The organism is Micromonospora sp. WMMD1128 (genome assembly GCF_027497235.1).
Taxonomy (GTDB): domain Bacteria; phylum Actinomycetota; class Actinomycetes; order Mycobacteriales; family Micromonosporaceae; genus Micromonospora.
In genome coordinates this window covers 1,732,386-1,755,455 of sequence record NZ_CP114902.1, presented here as the reverse complement: position 1 = coordinate 1,755,455, position 23,070 = coordinate 1,732,386, and the positions used below count along the sequence as shown (strand labels likewise).

Annotated in this window: 16 protein-coding genes and 1 pseudogene; 8 read left to right on the top strand and 9 right to left on the bottom strand. The window is 70.6% G+C overall.

All coding sequences use genetic code 11. From position 1 onward, the window contains the following. Window positions 1-14 precede the first annotated feature (14 nt). On the bottom strand, window positions 15-5,510 hold the full coding sequence (pulA, locus tag O7602_RS08420) for a pullulanase-type alpha-1,6-glucosidase (RefSeq protein ID WP_281587649.1): 5,496 nt from the start codon (window positions 5,508-5,510) through the stop codon (window positions 15-17). Window positions 5,511-5,640: 130 nt separating this feature from the next. Then, the gene (locus tag O7602_RS08415; protein ID WP_281587648.1) at window positions 5,641-6,339 is read right to left on the bottom strand and encodes a cellulose binding domain-containing protein; all 699 of its coding nucleotides are present in this window, start codon (window positions 6,337-6,339) and stop codon (window positions 5,641-5,643) included. Between the two features lie 189 nt (window positions 6,340-6,528). Between O7602_RS08415 and O7602_RS08410 the strand changes: the two genes are divergently transcribed. Next, the gene (locus O7602_RS08410; protein ID WP_281587647.1) at window positions 6,529-7,128 is read left to right on the top strand and encodes a GNAT family N-acetyltransferase; all 600 of its coding nucleotides are present in this window, start codon (window positions 6,529-6,531) and stop codon (window positions 7,126-7,128) included. Window positions 7,129-7,219: 91 nt separating this feature from the next. Here O7602_RS08410 and O7602_RS08405 read toward each other — a convergent pair whose 3' ends face one another. After that, complete coding sequence (locus O7602_RS08405; protein WP_281587646.1) at window positions 7,220-7,873, bottom strand: GPP34 family phosphoprotein; 654 nt, start codon at window positions 7,871-7,873, stop codon at window positions 7,220-7,222. Window positions 7,874-8,069: 196 nt separating this feature from the next. Here O7602_RS08405 and O7602_RS08400 point away from each other — a divergent pair, with 196 nt between their 5' ends. Further along, entirely contained in the window at window positions 8,070-9,578 is a 1,509-nt protein-coding gene (locus O7602_RS08400; protein WP_281587645.1) for an APC family permease, read from the top strand. Window positions 9,579-9,640: 62 nt separating this feature from the next. Here the strand turns inward: O7602_RS08400 and O7602_RS08395 are convergent, their stop codons facing one another. Together O7602_RS08395 and O7602_RS08390 are read right to left on the bottom strand one after the other, a co-directional pair. Further along, window positions 9,641-10,030 (bottom strand): hypothetical protein, encoded by a 390-nt coding sequence (locus tag O7602_RS08395; protein ID WP_281587644.1) that lies wholly within the window; start codon window positions 10,028-10,030, stop codon window positions 9,641-9,643. 40 nt (window positions 10,031-10,070) lie between these two features. Continuing rightward, window positions 10,071-10,799 (bottom strand): hypothetical protein, encoded by a 729-nt coding sequence (locus O7602_RS08390; RefSeq protein ID WP_281587643.1) that lies wholly within the window; start codon window positions 10,797-10,799, stop codon window positions 10,071-10,073. Here O7602_RS08390 and O7602_RS08385 point away from each other — a divergent pair. From O7602_RS08385 to O7602_RS08375, 3 genes are all read left to right on the top strand, one after another. After that, window positions 10,798-10,986 carry a hypothetical protein gene (locus O7602_RS08385; RefSeq protein ID WP_146180017.1) on the top strand — a complete coding sequence of 63 codons (189 nt, stop codon included), beginning with the start codon at window positions 10,798-10,800 and terminating at the stop codon, window positions 10,984-10,986. The genes O7602_RS08390 and O7602_RS08385 overlap by 2 nt on opposite strands. A 43-nt stretch (window positions 10,987-11,029) precedes the next feature. Then, window positions 11,030-11,755, top strand: coding sequence for a hypothetical protein (locus tag O7602_RS08380; protein ID WP_281587642.1), 726 nt, complete (start codon window positions 11,030-11,032; stop codon window positions 11,753-11,755). Window positions 11,756-12,698: 943 nt separating this feature from the next. Then, window positions 12,699-13,343, top strand: a complete 645-nt coding sequence (locus O7602_RS08375; RefSeq protein ID WP_281587641.1) for a C39 family peptidase — start codon at window positions 12,699-12,701, stop codon at window positions 13,341-13,343. Between the two features lie 130 nt (window positions 13,344-13,473). Here O7602_RS08375 and O7602_RS08370 read toward each other — a convergent pair whose 3' ends face one another. Then, on the bottom strand, window positions 13,474-14,127 hold the full coding sequence (locus O7602_RS08370) for a DedA family protein (RefSeq protein WP_281587640.1): 654 nt from the start codon (window positions 14,125-14,127) through the stop codon (window positions 13,474-13,476). A 247-nt stretch (window positions 14,128-14,374) separates the two neighbouring features. On the opposite strand from O7602_RS08370, the gene O7602_RS08365 reads away from it, so the two are divergent. Next, window positions 14,375-17,230, top strand: coding sequence for an aconitate hydratase (locus O7602_RS08365; RefSeq protein ID WP_281587639.1), 2,856 nt, complete (start codon window positions 14,375-14,377; stop codon window positions 17,228-17,230). A 69-nt stretch (window positions 17,231-17,299) separates the two neighbouring features. Here O7602_RS08365 and O7602_RS08360 read toward each other — a convergent pair whose 3' ends face one another. Further along, on the bottom strand, window positions 17,300-17,614 hold the full coding sequence (locus O7602_RS08360; RefSeq protein ID WP_281587638.1) for a hypothetical protein: 315 nt from the start codon (window positions 17,612-17,614) through the stop codon (window positions 17,300-17,302). Window positions 17,615-17,702: 88 nt separating this feature from the next. On the opposite strand from O7602_RS08360, the gene O7602_RS08355 reads away from it, so the two are divergent. Beyond that, window positions 17,703-18,470: a DUF5753 domain-containing protein gene (locus O7602_RS08355; RefSeq protein ID WP_281587637.1), complete on the top strand. Its 768-nt coding sequence runs from the start codon at window positions 17,703-17,705 to the stop codon at window positions 18,468-18,470. Next, the gene (locus tag O7602_RS08350) at window positions 18,461-18,682 is read left to right on the top strand and encodes a DUF397 domain-containing protein (protein ID WP_281587636.1); all 222 of its coding nucleotides are present in this window, start codon (window positions 18,461-18,463) and stop codon (window positions 18,680-18,682) included. The genes O7602_RS08355 and O7602_RS08350 overlap by 10 nt, the downstream gene beginning before the upstream one ends. A 347-nt stretch (window positions 18,683-19,029) precedes the next feature. On the opposite strand, the pseudogene O7602_RS08345 reads toward O7602_RS08350, so the two are convergent. Then, window positions 19,030-19,140: pseudogene (locus O7602_RS08345) on the bottom strand (IS5/IS1182 family transposase); the annotation flags it as partial. 474 nt (window positions 19,141-19,614) lie between these two features. After that, entirely contained in the window at window positions 19,615-22,848 is a 3,234-nt protein-coding gene (locus O7602_RS08340) for an RHS repeat-associated core domain-containing protein (protein WP_281587635.1), read from the bottom strand. Between the last annotated feature and the right edge of the window lie 222 nt (window positions 22,849-23,070).

The following is a 23,070-nucleotide window of genomic DNA, read 5'->3' as shown; positions in this document are numbered from 1 at the left end:
GTGTCGTCGCGGGGTCAGCTCTGGACGAAGACCGCCACGCTGCGCGCCGGCACCGTGAACGTGCCGCCGGCCCGGTCGAACGAGGCCGTCCGCAGCGCCGGGTCGGCCGAGTCGCGCAGCACCGGGTGCAGCGCCACGTTCGCCCCGCGCAGGCCGGTGACCGTCTGCGTCGCCGTCTCCGGGGTGGCGTTGAAGACGACGGTCACCGACTTCCACGTCCCGTCCAGCCCGCGGGCGTCCAGGCTCATGGTGAGTACGCCCGGGGTCTCCTTCTCCCCGGACAGCGGGAACGCGACCCGCTTCTGCACCTCCCGCGCGGTGGGCAGCCCGAACACCGGCGAGGACCGGCGGATCCGCAGCAGTTCCGCGTACCGGGCGTCGGCCAGATCGATCGCCGCGCAGTCCGGCACCAGCTTCGGGTCGGCGAGCAGCGGCTTCGCGTACGGCCACTTGTCCTTGTTGTCCGGCTCCGGTGGCAGGCCGGCGCCGAACCCGTTGCCCTGGGCGCAGTCCCAGCGGATCTGGTTGAACCAGTCACCGGAGTTGAACGAGTTGCGATCGAGCGACTTCGAGCGCAGCCGCTCCGAGCCGGCGGTCACGAAGCCGGCGCCCTGCCCGAGCGCGGTGGTCGCCAGCGCGAGCACCTGCATCCGGGCCCGATCCTGCGCCGAGGTGCCCGGCGGCAGCTTGTACGCCAGCGCGTCGTACAGGATCTCGTTGTCGTGCGCGTCGACGTACGTGATCGCCTCGCCCGGCGCGGCGGTGTAGCCGGCCGGTGCGCCGTTGTAGTCGACCTGGCCGCCGGTGACCCGCCTGCCGGAGGTGTCGGTGAACAGGTAGTCGCGCAGGTTGCCGGTGAGCCCCACCTTGATCAGGTCGTGGGCGTGCAGCAGCCGGGCCTTCTGCTCGGCCGCCGAGCCGTTGACCTCGTCGCCGTTCGGGTCGGTGAAGAGGCCGGAGGCGAAGCCCTGCACCCGCGGGTTGGCGTCGAACGGTCCACCGCCGCGCACCGCGTCGCGGAGCCGGTCGTTGAACGTGCCGATCCCGGTGCCGGCCATGTTGGCCTGGGTGGCCTGGGTGAACCGGGCGTCGTCGGCGACCTCGCCGAAGTTCCAGCCCTCGCCGTACAGCATGATCTTTTTGCCGTCCACGCCGTCGCGGGCGAGCGTGAGTTTGTCGAGCGCGGCCCGTACGGCCAGGATGTTCGCCTTCGGGTGGTGACCCATCAGGTCGAACCGGAAGCCGTCCACCTTGTACGCGGTGGCCCAGGTGACGAGCGAGTCCACCACGAGCTTGCCCATCATGGCGTGTTCCGGGGCGGTGTTGGCGCAGCAGGTCGAGTTGGCGACGCTGCCGTCGTCGAGCAGCCGGTGGTAGTAGCCGGGCACCACCTGGTCGAGCACGGACTTCGGGTCGGTGCCGGCGGCCGAGGTGTGGTTGTAGACGACGTCCATGACCACCCGCAGGCCGGCCTGGTTGATGCCGGCGACCATCTGCCGGAACTCGGTGGTGCGCTTCGCGCCGTTCGGGTCGACCGCGTAGCCGCCCTCCGGCACGGTGTAGTGCAGCGGGTCGTACCCCCAGTTGTAGCCGTCGGTGTCGGCGACCGCCGCGACGCACTTCTGCTGCTGGTCGGAGTCCGGCGGCAGCTTCGCCAGGTCGCAGGCCGGTTGGGCCTGGTCGGCCCGCCGCTCCGGGATGGTGGCGAAGTCGAACGCCGGCAGCAGGTGCAGATAGTTGACCCCGGCGTCGCCGAGCGCCCGCAGGTGCCTCATCCCAGCGGTGTCCGGGTCGGTGAACGCGAGGTAGGTGCCCCGCCGCTCGGCCGGCACCGTGCGGTCGGCGATGGAGAAGTCGCGTACCGAAAGCTCGGAGATCTGTGCCCTCGCCGCCGGCGCCGCGGCCGGTTTGCGGAGCTTCGCCCAGCCGGCCGGCGCGAGCGCCGGGTCGGTCAGGTCGACGATCTGGCTGTGCGTCGAGTTCGGCGCGAGCGCCACCGAGTAGGGGTCGGTCACCGACGCGGTGACCACCTTCTGCGCCGCCGGCTGCCACGCCTGCACCTGGTAGCGGTAGTAGCGGCCGGTCCACGCCCGGCTGCCGCGCACCGACCAGACACCGGTGCGGTCGTCGCGCCGCATCGCCACCGTGCGGGGCTGGGCGGTGGGCGAGTCGAACAGTTGCAGCGACACCGTCCGCGCGGTCGGCGCCCACACGGCGAGCGTGGGCACCCGGCCGGCGAACGTCGGGCCGAGCTTCGCCGAGGTGGCCGCCGGGTAGACGTCGTCGAGCACGCCCGGGATCTGCACCCCGGTGGCGCGCAGCAGCGCGCCACCCGCGTCCCGTTCGGTCACCACGAGCTGCCCGCGCAGCGCCGCCGGCACCTTGGCCAGGTCGGCGCGGTCCAGCGAGAAGGCGTGATAGGACCAGAGCTGGGGGTACGCCTGCCGTTGCGCCTCGGTCAGCCCGTTGCGCCGCGCCCGCAGCGGCAGCGTGGTGTACGTGCCGGTCAGCTCCCCGTCGGTGAGGCCGATCCCGCCGGCCGGGGCGGCGAGGAGCGCGTACTTCCTGCCGTCGGTCTCTCCGGTGGCCCAGGCGACGGTGGCCCTGTCGATCCACTGCGCCTTCTGCTTGGTGAGGTCGACGTCCGTGGCGGCGCCGGAGCTGGTGGCCGGCAGCAGCCGGCCCGGGACGCCGGCGAGCAGCCACACCTCGTGCCCGGCGGCGAGGTCGAGCCGCTGGTCGTCCGGCTGGTCCTTCTCGTCGCCGGAGTGAATGATGTAGCTCAGCCCGGTCGCGCCGGCCGCGAGCGGCACCCGGAACACCGCGCCGTACGCGTCGATCTTCTCCGGCTTGAGTGGGGCGGCCCAGTCGGTCGGGGTGGCCGCGCCGTCCCACAGGTGCAGGCCCCAGCCGTCGTAGTCGCCGTCGGCCTTGCGCCAGTGGATGACCGCGGTGCCCTCGTCGACGGGTGGGTCGGGCTCGCCGGTGGCCGCCTCGCGCGTCGGGTAGAGCGCCGGGTCGCCCTGCTTGACCCAGACCTCGCCGGTCTGCGTCACGTCGATGGTGCGGTCGTTCGCCACGTCCTTGGTGCCGTCCTTGTCGACCACCAGGAAGCCGACGGACGTCGCGCCGGGCTTGAGCTTCACCCAGGCGAACCGGCCGTACGCGTCCTCACCGGCGAACGGCTGCCCCTTGGGCCATTCGGTGGCGTACGCCGGGTCGATGTCGCCCCAGGCGTAGAGCCCCCAGTCGGCGTACCCGCCGGCCGGGCGCTGGTAGTGCACGATCGCCCAGTCCCGCGACGCGCCCTGCGCCGGGGTGCCGACCGTGCCGGTGGTGCGGGCGGTGGCGGTGCGGCCCCGGCCGTCGCGGACCACCGCCTTGTATTCGACCTCGGCGCCGCCGGCCAGGCCGGTCAGGTCGTGGTGGACGGTGTACGGGGCCCGGTGCGCGCTGCCCAGCAGCGTCCACTTCCCGCCGGGGACGCGCGCGGCGAACGTGACGGTGGCGAGCGGGTCGCCGGTGACCTGGGCGGTGATCGCGGCGGTGGTGGCGACCGGGTCGGCGCCCGGCCCGGTGAGCGTGACGGTCGGGGCGGTGCCGGGCCGCGGGATCGCCCGCTCGGCCTTGAGCACCACCGCCGACATGGCCGGCACGGTGACGCTCAGCCTGCCGTCGGCGCCGGCCGTCGCGGTCGCGGCGTCGCCGTAGATGCCGGTGAAGCGGGTGCCGGCCGACCAGGTGTCCACGGTGACAGTCTGCGGGGTCGGCGCGTTGTTCACGGCGGCGACGTGTTCCACCCGTTCGGTGGGCAGGACGCGGGAGAACGCGAACACGCCCGGGCCCTCGGCGGCGTACCGGGTGACCTGGACGCCGTCGCGCAGCGCCGGGTGGGCCGCGCGGAGCCGGCCCAGCTCGGCGATGGTCCGGTAGAGCGGGTGCCGGGTGTCGTACTGGTCGACGGCGTGGGTGCGGGTGGTGCCGATCAGGTCGTCGTCGAGGTAGTCCGCGGTCCGCGAGGCGAACATGTCCTGGCGGGCGTCCTTGTCCCCGCCGGGGCCGGTGAAGCCCTGCTCGTCGCCGGAGTAGACCACCGGCTGGCCGCGGGTGAGGAACATCAGCTGGTGGGCGAGCTGGTCACGGCGTAGCTGGGCGGCGTCGTCACCGCCGTTCGCGGCGATGAACGAGCCGATCCGGCCCATGTCGTGGTTGCCGAGGAACGTGGTGAGTCGGTTCGCGTTCGTGTCCCGGGCCGCGTACAGGTCGTCCTTGGCGTACACATCGGCGAGCGCCCGGGCCGAGCCGTCGGCGGCGGTGTAGCCGCGCGCCGCCTCCTGGAACGAGAAGTCGAGCGTGGCGGGCAGGCCGCCCTGCCGCACGTACGTCGACTCGATCGCCTGGTCGGCGCTGTAGACCTCGCCGAACATGAAGAAGTCCTTCTTGCCGGCCTTCGCCGCGTAGGCGTCGATGCCCCGGGTGAACTGCGGCCAGAAGTCGAGGTTGGCGTGCTTGACGGTGTCGAGGCGGAAACCGTCGACGCCGGCCTTGCCGATCCACTGGCCGTAGATGTCGGTCATCCCCCGGACCACCTCGGGACGTTCGGTCCACAGGTCGTCGAGGCCGAAGAAGTCGCCGTACTCGCTGTTCTCCCCGGCGAAGGTGGAGTCGCCGCGGTTGTGGTACATGGTCGGGTCGTTCAGCCACGCCGGGACCTTGACCTTCGCGTCGGCCGGGCTGGCGAACGTCGGGGTGTACGGGAACGACTGCGCGTTCACGGCGGGGAACTTCCGGGTGCCGTCGGCGTAGTTGCGGTCCTCGAAGGCCCGCCCCCGCGTGTCCTTGTAGGGTGCGGTCTTCTTGTCGACGTAGCCGTACCTGTCCTGCGCGTACCGGATGATGTCGGCGGTGTGGTTGACGATGATGTCGAGGTAGACCTTGATGCCGCGCCGGTGTGCGAGGTCGACCAGCTTCTTGAGCTCGGCGTTGCTGCCGAAGTGCGGGTCGACCTGGGTGAAGTCGGTGATCCAGTAGCCGTGGTAACCGGCCGAGACGTCCGCCCCGGTGCCCTGCACGGGCCGGTTGGCGAAGATCGGGGCCAGCCAGATGGCGGTGGTGCCCATGCCCTGGATGTAGTCCATCTTGTCGATGACGCCCTTGAGGTCACCGCCGTGGTAGAAGCCCTTGTCGGCGGGGTCCAGGCCGGTGCTGAGCCGGTCACCGGTCAGCCCGCCGGTGTCGTTGCGCTTGTCGCCGTTGGCGAAGCGGTCCGGCAGCACGAAGTAGAACTGTTCCGCCTTCGCGGTGCGGGTCCCGGCCTTGAGCAGCGTCTCGGCGGACGGCTCCCGGTTCCACTGGGGCGCGTTGCCCGCCGCCAGGACGTCGGGGGTGGTGGCGCGGTCGGCGCCGGCGGCGTTCACCTGGTGGAGGGCCACCGGAACGCCGACGAGGGTGAGGACGAGGGAGGAGACCAGGGCGAGCAACGCCTTGGGGGATATCGGCGTCGGTTTCATCGACGGCCTTTCTCTGGTCGCTGATTCGCCCGCACGCTAGCCCTTGCGGAAAGATTCTGCAATGCCTTGCAAACATCGTCGCAACACGGCAGACATCTTGCGGAAAGCGCATTTGTCGGCGCTCGGCGACTCAGAGACCGGCGCAGGACACCCCGTCGACCGTGCAGCCGTCCGGACGGGTGGTGCCGGTCTGCTCGAAGTGGAACCGCACCGGCACCGACGCGCCCGCACCCAGGTCGACCCCGCTGCGATAGGTGAAGACCCGACCGTCGAAGCCGAACGGGCCCTGCTCCGCACCCTCCACCCAGGCGGTGACCAGCCGGCCGCGCGGGAACGTCAGCCGCACCGCCCAGCCGTGCGCCGACCGGCCGGTGTTGACAAGCAGCACCTCGCCGATGAAGCCGCCGTCGAACGTGTTCACCACGCCGTACCGGCCGGTCACCGCGGACCGCGGGGCCGGCGGCGGAGGCGACGGAGGCGCGGGCGGAGCCGGTCGGACGTCACCACGGGGGCTGCCGGTCGACGCGGCCGGCGTCGGCCGGGCGGGCAGCACGGTCGACCGGGGCGACAGCCCGGGCGCCACCGGACGCGACGCCGCGCCCGGCGCCCCACCGGTCACCGCGGGACTGGTCGCCGGCGCGACCGGGAGACCCGGCAACGACATGGCCGGATCCGTCGGCCCCTGCGCCGGGAACGTCCGCCGCCCGCGCACCGCGCCGAGCGCCACCACCAGCAGCACCACCATCACGACCACCCCGGCGCCGACGAGGATCCAGGGGGACGAGGTGACGGCGGACGCGGGCGACGGGGCACGACGGGTGCGGGACATGTTCCTCCTGTCGGCGGGCGAGGAACGCCCGACTGCCCTCCCCCGTTGGCGGACTGCGCCAGCCTAGCCAGAAGGACCGGTCTGCGGCGAGTGTCCGATCCGCAGCCCTGCCGCAGGGCGGAGCCACCTGATAAGTTGCACGCCGATCGATGACCACAATGGCTCGTGCAGCGGCAGGACGGGTGGCCAATGACTGAGTGGCAGGGCAACATCCGACGAGCGTCCACAGCGGACCACGCCGTCGTGACCGGCATCCTCGCCGAGGCGTTCATGCGCGACCCGGTGAGCGGCTGGATCTTCCCGGCGGACGACCACCGGGCGCGGGTCCACCCCGCCTTCTTCGGGCCGTTCGTCGCGCTGGCGCTGCGCACCGGCGAAGTGCATGTGGCCGGCGACGGGCTGGGCGCCACGCTCTGGCTGCCGGTCGACGGCGATCACGACGGCGACGAGGGCGAGGAACTGGCCGAGTTGGAGTCCGCGATCGGCACGGAGGCGATGAAGCGGTTCGCGGTGCTCGACGAGTTGATGGCCGCGAACCACCCCGGCGAGCCGCACTGGTACCTACCGTTCATCGCGGTGCGCCCCGAGCACCACGGCAGCGGCGTCGGCTCGGCGCTGCTGCGCGACAAGTTGACCGATCTGGATCAGTCAGGAACGGCCGCGTACCTGGAGGCCAGCACGCCGCGCAACGCCGCGTTGTACGAGCGGCTCGGCTTCCGGCGCCGCCCCGTCACGCTCGACCTGCCCGGCGGCCCCAGCCTCTACCCGATGTGGCGCGAACCCGCCTGAGCACGGCCCGCCCGTCCCGCCCCGCTTCCGCCGGGGCGGGACGCGGCCCGGGGCGGCGCCCCGCCGCTCCCGTCGGGCGCGCGGCGGAGCGTCAGCGGCGCACGGTCGTGGTGCTGACGTCGAGCGCGCCCACCACCGCGGCGAGCAACCCGTCGAGCTGCGCCGGCAGGAACCGGCGACAGTCCCGCATCCGGCCGCCGACCTGCGGGTCGAAGATGTGCGCGGCGAGCCCGACCGCCTCGCCGAGACTCGCCAGCAGCAGCGTGCCCGGGTCCAGCTCGGCCGGGGACGAGTGCATCAGCATGGCGGTCAGCCGGACCCGCGGCGAGGCCGCCTGGTTCGGGTCGATGGCCGGCCACCGCACCTGACGGCCGATCAGCTTGCCCTGCTCCCGGCGGAGGACGCCGGCGGTGACCAGCCGGGTGCCGACCCGCTCGTTGATGTTGAGCTGGCTCCGCAGGTAGCGGATCCACAGCCGGGCGGGATGCGCGCCCTCCCGGCGCAGGATCTCGGTGATCAGCAGGTCGGTCAGCGGTTCCTGCCAGAGCCGCGGGTCGACCGCGGCGATGCCGCCACCGTCGAGGGCGATCCGACCCTCGAACATCAGCTCGGCGAGCGCGGCGCCGGCCAGCCCGCACTCCAACCGGTCGACGGCGACGTGCGGCTTTCCGGTGAACTCGTCATGTCCGATGAGGAACAGCGCATCGGCGAGCCGGTACGTGGCTTGTGCCCCGGGGTAGGTCATGGTCCATCCTCGAACGGTGGCCGTGATCGTCGACACGGGACGGTACGGCATGACCACGCACAGCTCAATTCCGCTCTCTCACGCGCATCCCAATCGATATCGAAGTGGGCTTGTCACGATCCGTGATCACCAATACCCTGCTTCAGGCTGTTCCTAAATAGACACCTCAAACCCCTTCCCCTCCCCTGGAGAAGCCTTGTCCTCCGATCCGTTCTTCTCCGACGGTGGGCTGCGCCGTGGCCGTCTCGGCACCGCCCACCTCGTCTTCTTCACCGTCGCCGCGTCGGCCCCGCTGACCGTCCTCGGTGGCGGTGTCACCACCATGTACGCGGTCAGCGGCAACATCGGCGCCGCGCTGGGCTACGTGCTGCTCGCGGCCGTCCTCGCCGTGTTCGCCACCGGCTACGCCGCGATGAGCCGGTACGTCGCGAACGCCGGCGCGTTCTACGCGTACATCGCCAACGGCCTCGGTCGAGCCGGCGGGGTGGCCGGCTCGGCGGTCGCGTTGGCCGCCTACAACGCGATCCAGATCGGTCTCTACGGGCTGTTCGGCGCGATCATGACGGACTTCATGACGGCCAAGGCCGGGCTCACCCTCGACTGGTGGGTGTGGGCGCTCCTGGCCTGGGTCTTCATCGGCCTGCTCGGCGTGCTGCGGATCGACCTGAACGCCAGCGTGCTCGCGGTGCTGCTCGTCCTCGAGTGCGTCGCGGTGCTGATCTTCGACCTGGTCGCGTTCGCCCATCCGGACGGCGGCAGCGTCACCACCGCCGGGATCAGCCCCGGTCACCTGTTCGGGGCCGGTTTCGGGGCCGTGCTCGCGTTCACCATCGCCTCGTTCACCGGCTTCGAGAGCGGCGCGATCTACAGCGAGGAGGTCAAGGACCCGCGGCGCACCGTGGCCCGGGCCACCTACATCGCGGTCGCGTTCACCGGCCTGTTCTACGCCTTCTCCGCCTGGGCGCTCACCGTGCTGACCGGGCCGGACAACGCGCCGCAGGCAAGCGCCGAGGCGGGCCCGGGCCTGATCTTCGGCGCCCTCGACCAGTACACCGGCGCCGTCGTCGCGGACATCGCGAACGTCCTGTTCATCACCAGCGTGCTGGCCGCCCTGCTGTCGTTCCACAACGGCGTGGCCCGCTACCTGTTCGCGCTCGGCCGGGAGAACGTGCTGCCCCGCGTCCTCGGCGCGACGTCCAGCCGCAGCGGCGCCCCGATCGCCGGCTCGGTGGTGCAGAGCATCCTGGCCGTGGTCGTGTTCCTGGGGTTCGCGATGACCGGCCGCGACCCGGTCATCGACCTGTTCACCTGGCTGTCCGGCGCCGCCGCGGTCGGCGTCGTCCTGCTGATGACGCTCACCTCGGCCGCAGTCGTCGGCTTCTTCCGGGGTCGCGGCGGCCCGGAGTCGGCCTGGCAGCGGGCCATCGCGCCGAGCCTCGGCACGGTCCTGCTCGCCGCCGTGCTGCTGGTGCTGCTGTTCAACTTCGACGCGCTCCTCGCGCCGGACACCGCCAGCTATCTGAAGTGGCTGCTGCCGGCGATCCCGGTGGCCGCCGGGGTGCTCGGCCTGATCTGGGGCGCGGTGCTGCGGACCAGCCGCCCGGACACCTACCGCCGGATCGGCCAGCTCGACGAGGAGAACCTGCACGAACCCGGCCTCCACTCGGCCCCCGACCCCGACCGCTGGGCCGCCAGCCACCGCTGAGCATGTAAGGCGGGGCCCCTTCTTAACGCTTTCGGTAGAGGAGGGGCCCCTTCTTAACACCGTCAGGCGGTACGGATGACGGTGCAGATGGCCGGGCCCTCGTCGGTCGCCCGCAGCAGATAGCGGTAACGCTCTCCGGGCACCGCGCCGCCCTGGCTGTCCAGGAACTCCCACCGCACCGCCACCTCGGTGAGCAGGGCCGACACCTGCTGCACGTCCTCGATCTGCGCGTTCGCGGCGACCAGCTCCCGCTCCTGGTAGTCGGGGGCGGCACCGACGAAGCTGAGCGCCACCGCCGCCGGCGAGGTGAACGAGAAGCTGTACGTGTCCGCGACGACCAGCCCGGGCAGCGCGTAGCAGGCGGCGATGGCCGGCACGTCTGCGCTGGTCAACGCCACGCCGTAGCGGTCGAAGAAGTCGGTGAGCGTGTCGAGGTCGGTGGAAGCCGTCACGACGATCACCTTTACCGGCCAGTCAGCGAGGCAAACCTGGTCACCGGGGCGGGATGCGCACCTCGATCTCCGCGCCGAGTCGCGCACCGCCGGTCAGCGCCAAGCCGTCGCCGCTCCAGAACCGGCCCGGGTCGTACCAGTTGGGCCGTCGCCCAGCCGGCAGCAACCCCATCGCCTCGTAGGTCACCGCCACCACCTCCGCGCAGTACGCCGTCTCCAGCGCCCGGTCGCGCACCGGCGTCACGCCGCGCTGCGGCCGGTCACCGTCCGGCACCCTTCCACCGTCCGACACCCTTCCGCCGTCCGGCGTTCTCCCGCCGTCCGGCCCGAACGCGCGTCCGCGCGGGTGCGGCACCCGGCCCCGGGCCCAGCGCCAGGCGAGCTGCGCGGTGGACGGGAACGGTGTGCCGTCGAGACGGGCCACGGTACGCAGCACCGCCTCCTCCATGGCGGCGTCGGCGGGCGGTTCGAGCTGGCGCAGCCAACCGCGCTGGCCGTACCGGTTGGCCCAGACGCAGACGGCGTCCCGCAGGTCGTGCAGCTGGACGCCACGCTGGCGGGTGCCGGTCCACATGTCCGTCAGGGAGCGGCCCAGCTCGGCGTGCCACATCAACGGCGGCATGTCGTCCAGCACCACCGCCATGCCCACGTGGTTGACCGGGCTGTTGGTGGTGAGCTGGATCGCGCGGTCGGGCACGCTGCGCCCGCGGAACACCCACAGGTCGCCGGTGCGGGTCAGCTCCACGGCCTCGTCCAGGCTGATGCTCATGGAGGACTACCCTAAGCCGATGCGGCAACGGATGCGGTGGTGGAAGGTGCTCGGCCTGGCCGGTCTCGCCGGTGTGGCGGCGACCGGCGTGGTGGTGGCCCGGGCGGAACGGCAGCGCCGGGCCTACACGCCGGAGGAGATCCGGGACCGGCTACGCGAGCGGCACGCCAAGGCTTCGTCCTCCTGAGTGGAGGGTTGATAGGGCAGCGTGCTGCCCTATGATCGGCGTCATGGCAAATAGTTTCTGGGAGACACAGTTTGTGCTCGACCCGCCGCCCGCGCCGGTCGAGCGACACGGCGACGTCGACCTGCACCTGCCGGCCGGCGGCGGTGGCGGCCACACCGCGATCGTGGTGGTGCACGGCGTTCCCGGGCCACCGGACGCACCCGACGCCCGGGACTGGCCGCTCTACCGCGGCTACGGCGCACTGCTCGCCGAAAACGGCGCGGTCGTCGCGATCCCCCGGCTCACCGTGGCGAGCCCCGACGACCTGACCACGGTCGCCGCCCGGATCACCGACACGGCCGACCTCGTCCGCGCCGACCCGCGCGTCGACTCCGAACGGGTGGCCCTCTGGTTCTTCTCCGGAGCCGGGCTGCTGATCGGCGACTGGCTACGCGATCCGCCCCGCTGGCTACGCGGGCTCGCCGCGACGTACCCCCTGCTGGCGCCGCTGCCCGAATGGCCCCCGGTCGACTCGCGCTTCCATCCGATCGACGTCCTCGCGACGGGCGGGGCCACCCTGCCGCCGCTCGTGCTGAGCCGGGTCGGGCGGGAGCGGCCCGAGGTCGACGCCGGGGTCACGGCGTTCACGGCTGCCGCCAGCCGGCGCGGCCTGCCGCTGCACGTGGTCGACGTGCCGAACGGGCGGCACGGGTTCGACGCCCTGGACCACAGCGAGGAGTCCCGCGCCGCCGTACGCGCCGCCCTGTTCCACCTGCTCACCGCCCTCTGACCAGCCTTGATCGACTCCGCCCCCCCCCAGATGGCGGCATCCGGCGCCCTTGATCGACTCCACTTCGGCGAGGTGGCGGGGTCGGGCGCACCGGGATGCCGCCACTTCGGCGAACTGGAGTGCGGTCAGGCGAAAGTCCCGCTATCCGGCATCATTTTCCCACCGCCCGGGACAACTGGAGATCCTGGCACAGAAAGCCCCGGAGGGGCCGTGCCGTACCAAGATTCGCCCGCAGTGGTAGCTGAGCGTGAACGGCCTGAGGCGGGGTGAGAGGGCGCTGCTCGGCGCCTTTGACCTGCAGCCCTATCCGCATCAGCCGGTTGACCTGCTCGGACGCAAGGGCCGCCGGCGCGGGCAAGGGGCCAATTCGGTGACGTTCCGTGCGCGGTGCGCGGATGGCTGCAGAGCAAGGCGGCGAGCGAAGCCACACACCCGCGCGGACACCGATCGACGCGGACACCGACCGGCGCAGACACCGACCGGCGCAGACACCGACACGCGCGGACGCCGACGCGCGGGTGGCTGCAGAGCAAGGCGGCGGAGGAGCTGCAGCCGGGCGGACGTTGGCGTCCCGCCGGTTCGGCCTGTGGAGGAGAGCATCTGTCCACGGGTGGGGGGTGTGGGCGGATTGTGGATTTCGTGGGTGGGGCCGGGGTCAGGCATGTCCGGTTTCGGGTGGTTCGGGGGTGGTCGGTGCCACCGCCTCGGCGGAATCGCCGCCGGGGGTCAGGCGTTATACCCGGCAGACCGCGTGGAGCCCGGCCCCCGCCGAGGCAGCCCCGGTCGGGAATGACCGGCCACCGGCCGTCGTTACCCATCCCCTCGGGCCACCCGAGCAGGTCCCCACGGACCGCCGGACCCGCCCACCACAGTCTTCCCCCGCACGCGGCACCCCGCCGGGAACCTGCCGCGTCTTCCCCCAACCCCCTGGGAGGCAACCATCATGGCTACCACCCTGCTGCGTAAGACCGTGCTGACCGCCGCCGGCATCGCCGCCACCACCGGCGGCATCGCCGGACCCGCCATCGCCGCCCACGCCACCCCGGCCCCCAAGACCGCCGTCGTCGCCGACCGCACGAGCGGCGATCGGGAACTCGACGTGCGCTACCAAGCCCAGCCCAACTTCTACTACTGCGGCCCCGCCGCCGCCCGCAACGCCATCAGCGTCCTCGGCAAGAACATCGACGTCGACACCATGGCCAAGGAAATGGGCACCACCGAAGACGGCACCAACAGCATCAACGACATCACCCCCGTCCTGAACAAGGAAACCGGCAAAACCTACAAGTCCGTCGAAATCAAGACACCCAAGGCCGACGACAAGCAGACCGACACCCTGCGCACCGACATCGTCCGCACCATCGACGACGGCCGCGCGGTCGTAGCCAACATCGCCGGCACCACCACCGACACCGACGGCAACCCCCACGCCTTCGAAGGCGGCCACTACATCAGCATCGTCGGCTACCAGAACGGCGGCAAGACCGTCACCATCGCCGACAGCGCCAACCCGAACACCGCCTCCTACCACATCACCGTCGACCACCTCGCCGACTGGATCGCCACCCGCGGCTACTCGACCTCCTGACCCACAACCACACGAATGGGCCCGACCCCACCACCGGGGGTCGGGCCCATTCGCGTATCGAAAAGAGCACGGGGTCGGGGGCCTGGCACACCCGAGCAGGCCCGACCCCACCACCGGGGGTCGGGCCCTTTCAGCGTTCCGTCGCCCCGACCGGCTCGGGCCTGTCCGGCGCCTCGACCGGGGGCAGCCGCTTCGCGCGGCGGCGCAGCCACCACGTGCTGACCAGGCCGGCGAGCACGGCGAGCACCAGCCCGGCCCAGGAGATGTCCTTCAGCCAGTGCTCGGCGGCCCGCCCGACGTAGAACAGCAGGTACGTCGTGCCGAACGCCCAGACCAGGCCGCCGGCCGCGTTCGCCACCAGGAACCTGCGGTACGGCACGTGCAGCGCCCCGGCGAGCGGGCCGGCGAGGATGCGCAGCAGTGCGACGAACCGCCCGAAGAAGACCGCCCACACGCCGTGGCGGGCGAAGCTCTGTTCGGCGCGGGCCAGGTGCGCCGGGCCGAGGTGCTTGGGGAAGCGTCGGCCCAGCCGTTCCAGCAGCGGCCGGCCACCGCGGCGGCCCACGGCGTACCCGATGGAGTCGCCGACGATCGCGCCGGTCGCGGCGGCGGCGGCCACCCACTCGGGTTGGACCACCCCGGTGGCGGCGAGCAGGGCGGAGCTGACCAGCACGATCTCGCCGGGCAGCGGAACGCCCATGCTCTCGACGCCGATCACCCCGGCGACGATCAGGTAGATCACGCCCGGGGGTAGCGCGGAGAGCCAGTGCTGCACGTCGACCACGCCCCCGACCCTACCCGCGCAGGCTCAGCCCGAGGGGCCGTCACCGTCCAGCACCGGGTGGGCCTTGCGGGCGGGGACGTGGTGGATCATGGTGGGCGCCTCCTCGTCCCGCAGCGTGGCGCGAGGTTGCGTGAATAGCAAGACGGACGTACGGTTTTGTAGATGCCGACGTAGGTAAGTGTCGCCTAAGCACGGCGGCGCCCCGGTCGGTGCGACAAACTGCTCAGGACTACTCACGGTCGCTGGTGTGAAGGAGTACGACGTGGCGAGCCTCGACACCTTCGGTGCGAAGACCCAGCTACGCGTCGGAGACGCGAGCTACGAGATTTTCAGGATCGGCAAGGTGGAGGGGCACGAACGGCTGCCCTACAGCCTGAAGATCCTGCTGGAGAACCTGCTGCGGACCGAGGACGGCGCGAACATCACCGCCGACCACATCCGGCAGCTCGGCGGGTGGGACCCCACCGCCGACCCGAGCGTGGAGATCCAGTTCACCCCGGCCCGGGTGCTGATGCAGGACTTCACCGGCGTGCCCTGCGTCGTCGACCTGGCGACCATGCGCGAGGCCGTGCGCGACCTCGGCGGCGACGCCACCAAGGTCAACCCGCTCGCGCCGGCCGAGCTGGTCATCGACCACTCGGTCATCGCCGACCTGTTCGGCCGCGAGGACGCCTTCGAGCGCAACGTCGAGCTGGAGTACGAGCGCAACAAGGAGCGCTACCAGTTCCTGCGCTGGGGCCAGAGCGCGTTCAACGAGTTCAAGGTCGTCCCGCCGGGCACCGGCATCGTGCACCAGGTCAACATCGAGTACCTGGCCCGTACGATCATGGAGCGCAACGGCCAGGCGTATCCGGACACCGTCGTCGGCACCGACTCGCACACCACCATGGTCAACGGCCTGGGCGTGCTGGGCTGGGGCGTCGGCGGCATCGAGGCCGAAGCCGCGATGCTCGGCCAGCCGGTCAGCATGCTGATCCCGCGCGTGGTCGGCTTCAAGCTCTCCGGTGAGATGCCGGCCGGCACCACCGCCACCGACCTGGTGCTGACCATCACCGAGATGCTGCGCAAGCACGGCGTGGTCGGCAAGTTCGTCGAGTTCTACGGTCCGGGCGTGAGCGCGGTGCCGCTCGCCAACCGCGCCACCATCGGCAACATGTCGCCGGAGTACGGCTCCACCGTGGCGATCTTCCCGATCGACGGCGAGACCGTCCGCTACCTGGAGCTGACCGGGCGCGACGCGTCTCAGGTCGCGCTGGTCGAGGCGTACGCCAAGGAGCAGGGCCTCTGGCACGACCCGGACCACGAGCCAGACTACTCCGAGCGCCTGGAGCTGGACCTCGGCACCATCGAACCGTCCCTCGCCGGCCCGAAGCGCCCGCAGGACCGGGTGCCGCTCGGCAGCGCCAAGACCCTGTTCCGCTCCGCGCTCACCGACTACGTGGCCGCCGACGAGACCGGCGGCGACCCGGCCCGCAAGCCGGGCGTGCCGCAGCAGCAGAAGCCGTTCGGCACCGACGGCCCGGCCGACGAGGCGAGCGCCGAGTCCTTCCCGGCCAGCGACGCGCCGGCCAACGGCGTCAACGATCCGGCGGACGCGCCGCGTGACCTGGAGACCGCCGCCGTGGGCGCGGGCGGCCGGGCCAGCAACCCGGTACGCGTGACCGGCGCCGACGGCGTCGAGTACGAGCTGGACCACGGCGCCGTGGTGATCGCCGCGATCACCTCCTGCACCAACACCTCGAACCCGCAGGTGATGATCGGCGCGGCGCTGCTGGCCCGCAACGCGGTGGAGAAGGGCCTGGCCCGCAAGCCGTGGGTGAAGACCACCCTCGCGCCGGGCTCGAAGGTCGTCATGGACTACTACGACCGGTCCGGCCTGACGCCGTACCTGGAGAAGCTCGGCTTCAACCTGGTCGGCTACGGCTGCACCACCTGCATCGGCAACTCCGGCCCGCTGCCGGAGGAGGTCTCCGCCGCCGTCAACGAGGGCGACCTGGCGGTCGTCTCGGTGCTGTCCGGCAACCGCAACTTCGAGGGTCGGATCAACCCGGACGTCAAGATGAACTACCTGGCGTCCCCGCCGCTCGTGGTCGCGTACGCGCTCGCCGGCACGATGGACATCGACCTGGCCAACGAGCCGATCGGTGAGGACTCGCAGGGCAACCCGGTGTTCCTGCGGGAGATCTGGCCCAACAGCGCCGAGATCCAGGACGTCATCGCCTCCGCGATCGGCGCGACCGGCTTCAGCGCCGCGTACGCCGATGTGTTCGCCGGCGACGAGCGCTGGCAGTCGCTGCCGACCCCGACCGGCGACACGTTCTCCTGGGACGGCGACTCGACGTACGTGCGCAAGCCCCCGTACTTCGAGGGCATGCAGCAGCAGCCGACCCCGGTGCAGGACATCGCCGACGCGCGCGTCCTGGCGAAGCTCGGTGACTCGGTGACCACCGACCACATCTCCCCGGCCGGCTCGATCAAGGCGGACTCCCCCGCCGGCACCTACCTGGCCGAGCACGGCGTGGCCCGGCACGAGTTCAACTCGTACGGCTCCCGCCGGGGCAACCACGAGGTGATGATCCGGGGCACGTTCGCCAACATCCGGCTGCGCAACCAGCTCGTCCCGGGGGTGGAGGGCGGCTTCACGGTCAACCACCTCACCGGCGAGCAGTCGTCGATCTACGACGCCTCGATGGCGTACCAGGAGGCGGGCGTCCCGCTCGTCATCCTGGCCGGCAAGGAGTACGGCTCGGGTTCGTCGCGCGACTGGGCGGCCAAGGGCACCATGCTGCTCGGGGTGAAGGCGGTCATCGCCGAGTCATACGAGCGGATCCACCGCTCGAACCTGATCGGCATGGGCGTCCTGCCGCTCCAGTTCCCGGTGGACACCACCGCGGAGTCGCTGGGCCTGACCGGCACGGAGACGTTCTCGATCAGCGGCGTGACCGCGCTCAACGACGGCGACACCCCGCGCACGGTGACCGTCACCACCGACACTGGCGTGGAGTTCGACGCCGTGGTCCGCATCGACACTCCCGGTGAGGCGGACTACTACCGGCACGGCGGCATTCTCCAGTACGTGCTGCGCCGGATGATCGCGAGCTGATCGGCTGCTGCTGTTAGGCGGGGGCCCTTCTTAACACACGTGTGTTAAGAAGGGCCCCCGCCTTGCATCTCAGCGGAGGCGGAGGGCTACGGCGCGCGCCTCCGCGTCGGTGAGCGGCATGAACCACAGGAAGCGCCGCACGATCGCGACCGGGTCCGGTCCGCCGGGCTGCCCACGCAGGTCGCGGATGGCCTGGCGGGTGATCCGGGAGAACTCGGGGATCAGCGTCGCGCGCCGGGCCGCGTCGGTGGGCACGGCGCGCAGCGCCGGGCACGGCCAGGGCTCGCCGCAGTCGTCGCAGCGCCAGGCCGGACCGCACGCGCGGTGCGTGGGCAGCGGCAGCACCACCCGGGGGTACGCGGAGATCGGTGTCGGGTCAGTCATGCCTCCACCGTGCCGAACGTGGCCACACAATCACACAGCGTTGTGTAATCTCCTTCGGACGCTTCTTTTGCTCCGGGGAGGAACCGGCATGAACCATGCCTTCGTCACCGCGCTTGCCGGCTCGGGCCACACCGCCGAGACCCTGGCGGAACGGCTCGGCCTGCATCCGAAGACGGTGGCCCGGTGGGCGAACCCGGGGCACATTCGGCAGAGCCGGCACCGCGCGACGGTCGCGAACCTGCTCGGCCTGCCGATGGACGCGCTCTGGCCGGACGCGGGTCGCCGTCGCGAGCCGGTGTGGTTCCGCCCGTGGGTGGACATCGAACGCGAGGCGGTCGCGCTGCGCGCGTTCCAACTCGCCTGGGTGCCCGGCCTGTTGCAGACCGAGGGGTACGCCCGCGCGACGTTCCTCGGTCAACCGCTCACCGCCGACGAGGTCACCGATCTGGTCGCCGCGCGGCTGGACCGGCAGGGCATCCTCAACCGGCAACGCGGACCGCTGTACGTGGTAGTGCTCGACGAGCAGGTGCTGCGTCGCGCCGCCGCCGGCGACCGGCCGCTGATGGCCGCCCAGGTCGCACACCTGGCGGCCTGCGCCGAGCTGCCGAACGTACAACTCCACGTGGTGCCCGCCGACACGCCCACCTATCCCGGGCTGGACGGGCCGTTCATCATCGCCGAGCTGCGCGACGGCAGCCGGGTGGCGCATGTGGACAGCCAGGCGCAGGCGCAGATCATCGAGCAGCCCTCGGAGATTGCTACCCTGGAGCGTCGGTGGGAACGCATCCGGGGCGAGGCACTGCCCCGCGCGCGGACCCTGGAACTGTTGAGGGAAGTTGCGGCGGCATGGGCCTGAGCGGCGGCATTGACTTGAGCGGCGGCGTCGGCCTGAGCGGCGCCCGGTGGCGCAAGAGCACCCGCAGCGGCGGCAACGGCGGCGACTGCGTCGAGGTGGCCGGCAACCTGCGCGGCGTGGTCGGCGTCCGCGACTCGAAGGACCCGTCCGGGCCGGTGCTCACCTTCACCCCGGCCGCGTGGACCCGGTTCGTGACACTGACCCGCCGCTGAGCGCCGCGTCCTCGAACCGCCGGCTAGACGGATTCGAGGACGAAGAACAGGAAGCACATGAAGGACCCGGAAGGCAGGTCCGGCGGAAGCAGTTCTGCGGGAGTGTCCGGAGCAGGGGGCGGCTCGCTGATCGTCATGATGCGGAACCCGGCCGCGTCGAAAGCATCAGTCACGGCGTGCAGCGGCCGGTGCCAGTAGGTCAGCCACACCGTCCGGCCGTCCATGACGTAGTCCTCGAAGTATTTCGTCACCGCGAAGTAGTCGGCCTTGGGATTCGCGATCGCATAGATGGCCGGGTGGATGATCGAAAGGATCAGGAGCTTGTAGCGTTCGGGGGCGAAGGCGGGTGGTCGACCGCCCTTCGACCCGAGTTTGCGCCGGTTGGCGTCCTGGTCGGCCTTGGACGGGATGGTCGCGACGATCCCACGCCGGCGCAGGTAGCGGCGGTTGGCCCGGGACGTGCGCGGTCCGGAGTAGATCCGTGCCGCGTTCACCCAGGTCGTCGCGGCGGCGGGTGAGCGGGTCGAGGAGGCCAGCGGTGTGACCCGCTGGCACGAGAGCTGACCGACCGGGTGCGTATCGCCGGCCGGCATCCTCGGTGACGCCGCCAGCCTCCTCGGCCCCTGCAGCTGCAAGCCCTTCCCTTCGAGCGGCTGCGGGATATAGCAGCGCTTTGGGTCGGAGTCGCACTGACAGGACCCCGACCCAAAGTAACTGCACCGTTACGAATCGCTTCTGTCGCGATGGATGATTAGTGCAACAACGCAGAAGATCACCATTACTGCGGCCAAGAAGCCTGCGGTGACCTCTACAGGTCGATCAAAACCTGAGAATACCTGAGCCGCAAGAACGCCGATTGCGACAACCAAGATTCCCCAATACATCCAGCGGGGGGTTTTACCCAATTCTCCACTCCTAGTTCTTCCGTGACGCTAGAGGATTGCGTCACCTTCCTCGTCGTAGCAGCTACCAAGAATGCCGAGCCCGCCAAGACCGTATCCGATGGCCGCCAGGGCGAAACCTGCCCCGGTTACAGTGGCCGCGACTAACAGGCCGGTGGCGACCACGAACGAAACGGCGGCCACCCCACAGTTAAATTCAGGCGAGAACAGCTGTCCCGTGGGATCAATGTAGCTGATGGGGTTGCAGCCAGCGTAGGCGTATCGGTTGCCGTGCTCTGGGCTGCCGATGAAACTGAGATTGTCTTGCTGGGTGAAGCGGCCTTGTTGAGGGTTGTACCAGCGCTGGCCGAGCTTGGTGAGTCCGGTCGAGGAGTCGTAGATGCCGCCGGTGTAACGGACGATGTTGCTGGCGCCGAGGTTGTACTCGTCGGTGGTGGTGGCGTTGCCGTACGGGTCGTACTTGTAGGTCGCGGCGAGCGCGCCGTTCGCCTTGACGACCGCCACTGGAGTGCCGAGTCCGTCGAGGACGAAGGCGGTGTCCGTGCCGTTGACGCGCAAACCCAGCGGGGTGCCGAGGCCGTCCCGTTCGACGTAGACGGTGGTGCCGCCAGCGGTCCAGGACTGAAGCCACGGCATGCCGTGCTGGTCCTCGTAGCCGTACTGCATGGTGGTGGTCCCGGCGCGGGTCAACTCGACCTGGTCGGTGCCGGCGTAGGCGTAGGTGCCGGAGTTCGCGCCGGTCATCTGGTTGGCGCCGTTGTAGGTCATCGGGTTGACCGTGGGGCTGCTGGCGCGGGTCTGGTTGCCGCGGTTGTCGTAGGTGTTGTTGGTGGTGGTGATCTGGTTGGCGGTGTTGAACGTCAGGGTCTGGGTGGTGGTGCCGTCGACCTTGACGGTGGTGCGGTTGCCGTTGCTGTCGTACGTGTAGTCGTAGGTCTTGCCGTTGTAGTTGGTGGCCTTGGTCAGCCGGTTGGCCTCGTCGTAGGTGAACTGGCTGATCGCGCCCGTGCTCTCGTCCTTCTGCCACTGCCGTAGGCCGGTGTCGTCGGCGGTGGCGGTGGAGCAGGGCTGCCCGGAGGTGTACTCGGCGTAGCAGTAGGTCACGTCGAACACCGTCGCCGGGGCGGCGGAGTTGCGGGTGGCGGTGATGCGGGTGGGCCGGTTCGACTTGTCGTAGACCGTCTTGACGCGTAGGGCGTACACGCTGTTGTTGGTGTTGGCGGCGAAGAAGGTATTCTCGCGGTTGCCGTCGTCGTCGTAGGAGTAGTTGTAGCGGGTGCCGCCGGCGGTGTCGGTGCGCACCAGCCAGTTACGGGTGTTGTAGTAGTGCTTGGTCGTGCCGCGGCCGTCGGTGATCCCGGTCAGGTTGCCGGCGAGGTCGTGGTCGTAGACGAACGTGGCGGTGCCGGGGTTGGTGCGCTTGTGCAGCCGGTTGAGGTTGTCCCACTCGTAGGTGGTGGTGCCGGTGGAGTCGGTGCGGCTTATCAGGTTTCCGACGCGCCCGTACTGGTAGATGACGGGGGTGAGGTTGCCGCAGCCGGCGTAGCTCGTCTTGTCCAGCCGGTCGTCCTTGCTCCAGTCGTAGATCGTGGTGCAACCACCCTGGGCGACGGTGTGGACCCGGCCGAGGACGTCGTAGGTGAACGTCTTGACCGCCAGCCCGTTGCCGGTCGGCGGGGTGAGCGTCGTGATCTGCTTGTCGCTGTCGTAGGCGTAGGTGGTGGGGTTGTCGGTGTTCCCCGGGTCAGTGGAGGACTTGACGGTGCCGTCGCTGTTGTAGTCGACCTCCGCCTCGGCGGCAAGCGCGTCGGCGGTGGAGGTGCGGTTGCCGGCGCCGTTGTAGGTGTAGGTGGAGCTGTTGCCCTGAGTGTCGATCGACGAGGAGGGCTGGAAGTTCGCCGTCGGGTTCGTCGAGGTCGCCGCGTTCGCGTACGCCGCGGAGGCGCTGGCACCGGACGGCGACGCCGACTTGGTCAGCGACTGACCGGCGTTGGCGCCGTAGGTGTTGGTGACCGTGCTGCCCTCAGGGCTGACGTCGGTGGCCACGTCCTGCCACGGCGTGTACGTCCTGGACCGCTCATGGCCCGCCGGGTCGGTGGCCTTGGTGACCCGCTTGTCGCTGTTCAGGTCGTACGTGGTGTGCGGCACGGACGCCACCGGCTGCGACAGGTCCTGGCGGGGGTCGGCCATCTTCGTCTGCGACGACGTCGGGTACGCGAACCGGGTGGTCGCGCCCTGGCCGGTGGCGGTGTCGGTGACCTGGGTGAACGAGGTGACCCGGTGCTGCCCGTCGTAGGTGACGACGCTGTAGAGGTCGTCCTTGGACCAGATCTTGGTCAGGTCACCGGCGCCGTTGTACTCGAACGCCCACTGCCGGGTCGCCCCCAGCAGGTCGATCGCCTGCAGCCGGTTGTTGGTGTCGTACTTGTAGGACACCGTCCGGACCACGTTGTAGCCGTCACTCTGCTCGTACGTCTTCAGCCGCCCGTTCACGAACGTCACCGTGGCCGTGCGAGCGTACTGGCCACCCCGGTCGGAGACGACCTGGGTCAGCTGGCCGCCGCTGTAGGAGTAGTCGGTGACGTTGTCGTTGCGGTCCTCGGTCTTGTCCAGCAGACCGTCGGAGGTGAAGAACAACTCCTTGCCGCTGTCGTTCTCGGTCAGCTTCCAGCCGGTCCCGTTCTTGACAAGCTTGGCCTTGAACTCACCCGGCGTCGTGTAGGCCGACCCGGACCAGGTGAACTTACCCACCACCCCGTCGGCGGCAGCGTAGGTCACCGACCCGTCGTCGGCCGGATACAGCTTCACATCCTGCCCGCCCCTGGTCCGCCAACCCGGCCCGTGCGCACCGACCGACAGGTCACTGCCCAACATCAGGCTGTTGAACGACGCGCCCAGCGTCACGTTCCCGGCGATCCCCGGCAACGTCAGGTCCGTGGTGTTCACCATCAGGTTCCCGGACCCGACGTTGACCTTCACCTCCATCCGATCCGCCAGCGAGAACGGCACCAGGGTGCCGCTACGTACCGGCCCGGTGCCCTTCGGCACCGACGGCGCCGCCCCCGCCGCGGCCCGTGCCACGGCGCGCTGCGGCGAGTCGAACAACCACACCTTCGACGACGACCGCGGCGACACCTGCGGCGCCTCCGACACCTCCTTCTGCGGCACCGCAGGCGCAGCGGATGACACAGCCGGCGGAACCGCCAGCACCGACGTGGCCAGCAGCGCGGACGCCACCCCCACAGCCACTCGACGTTGACCCATCAACACTCCTCACCAATAGGGACCGGCGGACCTGCTTCCGCCGGGAAAAGGACACGCTGCGCCACGCCGACCACGAATAATTCGTGTCGACACAGCACTGGAAAAATGCCCGAAAGTGCGGCAGGCGCAATCGCGGAAAAGGCAGAAGAATGCCGAGAATCGATCGGTGCGATCAATGCGCCGCAACGGCCTTCACCAGCGCGGCCATGCCCCTAATTCACC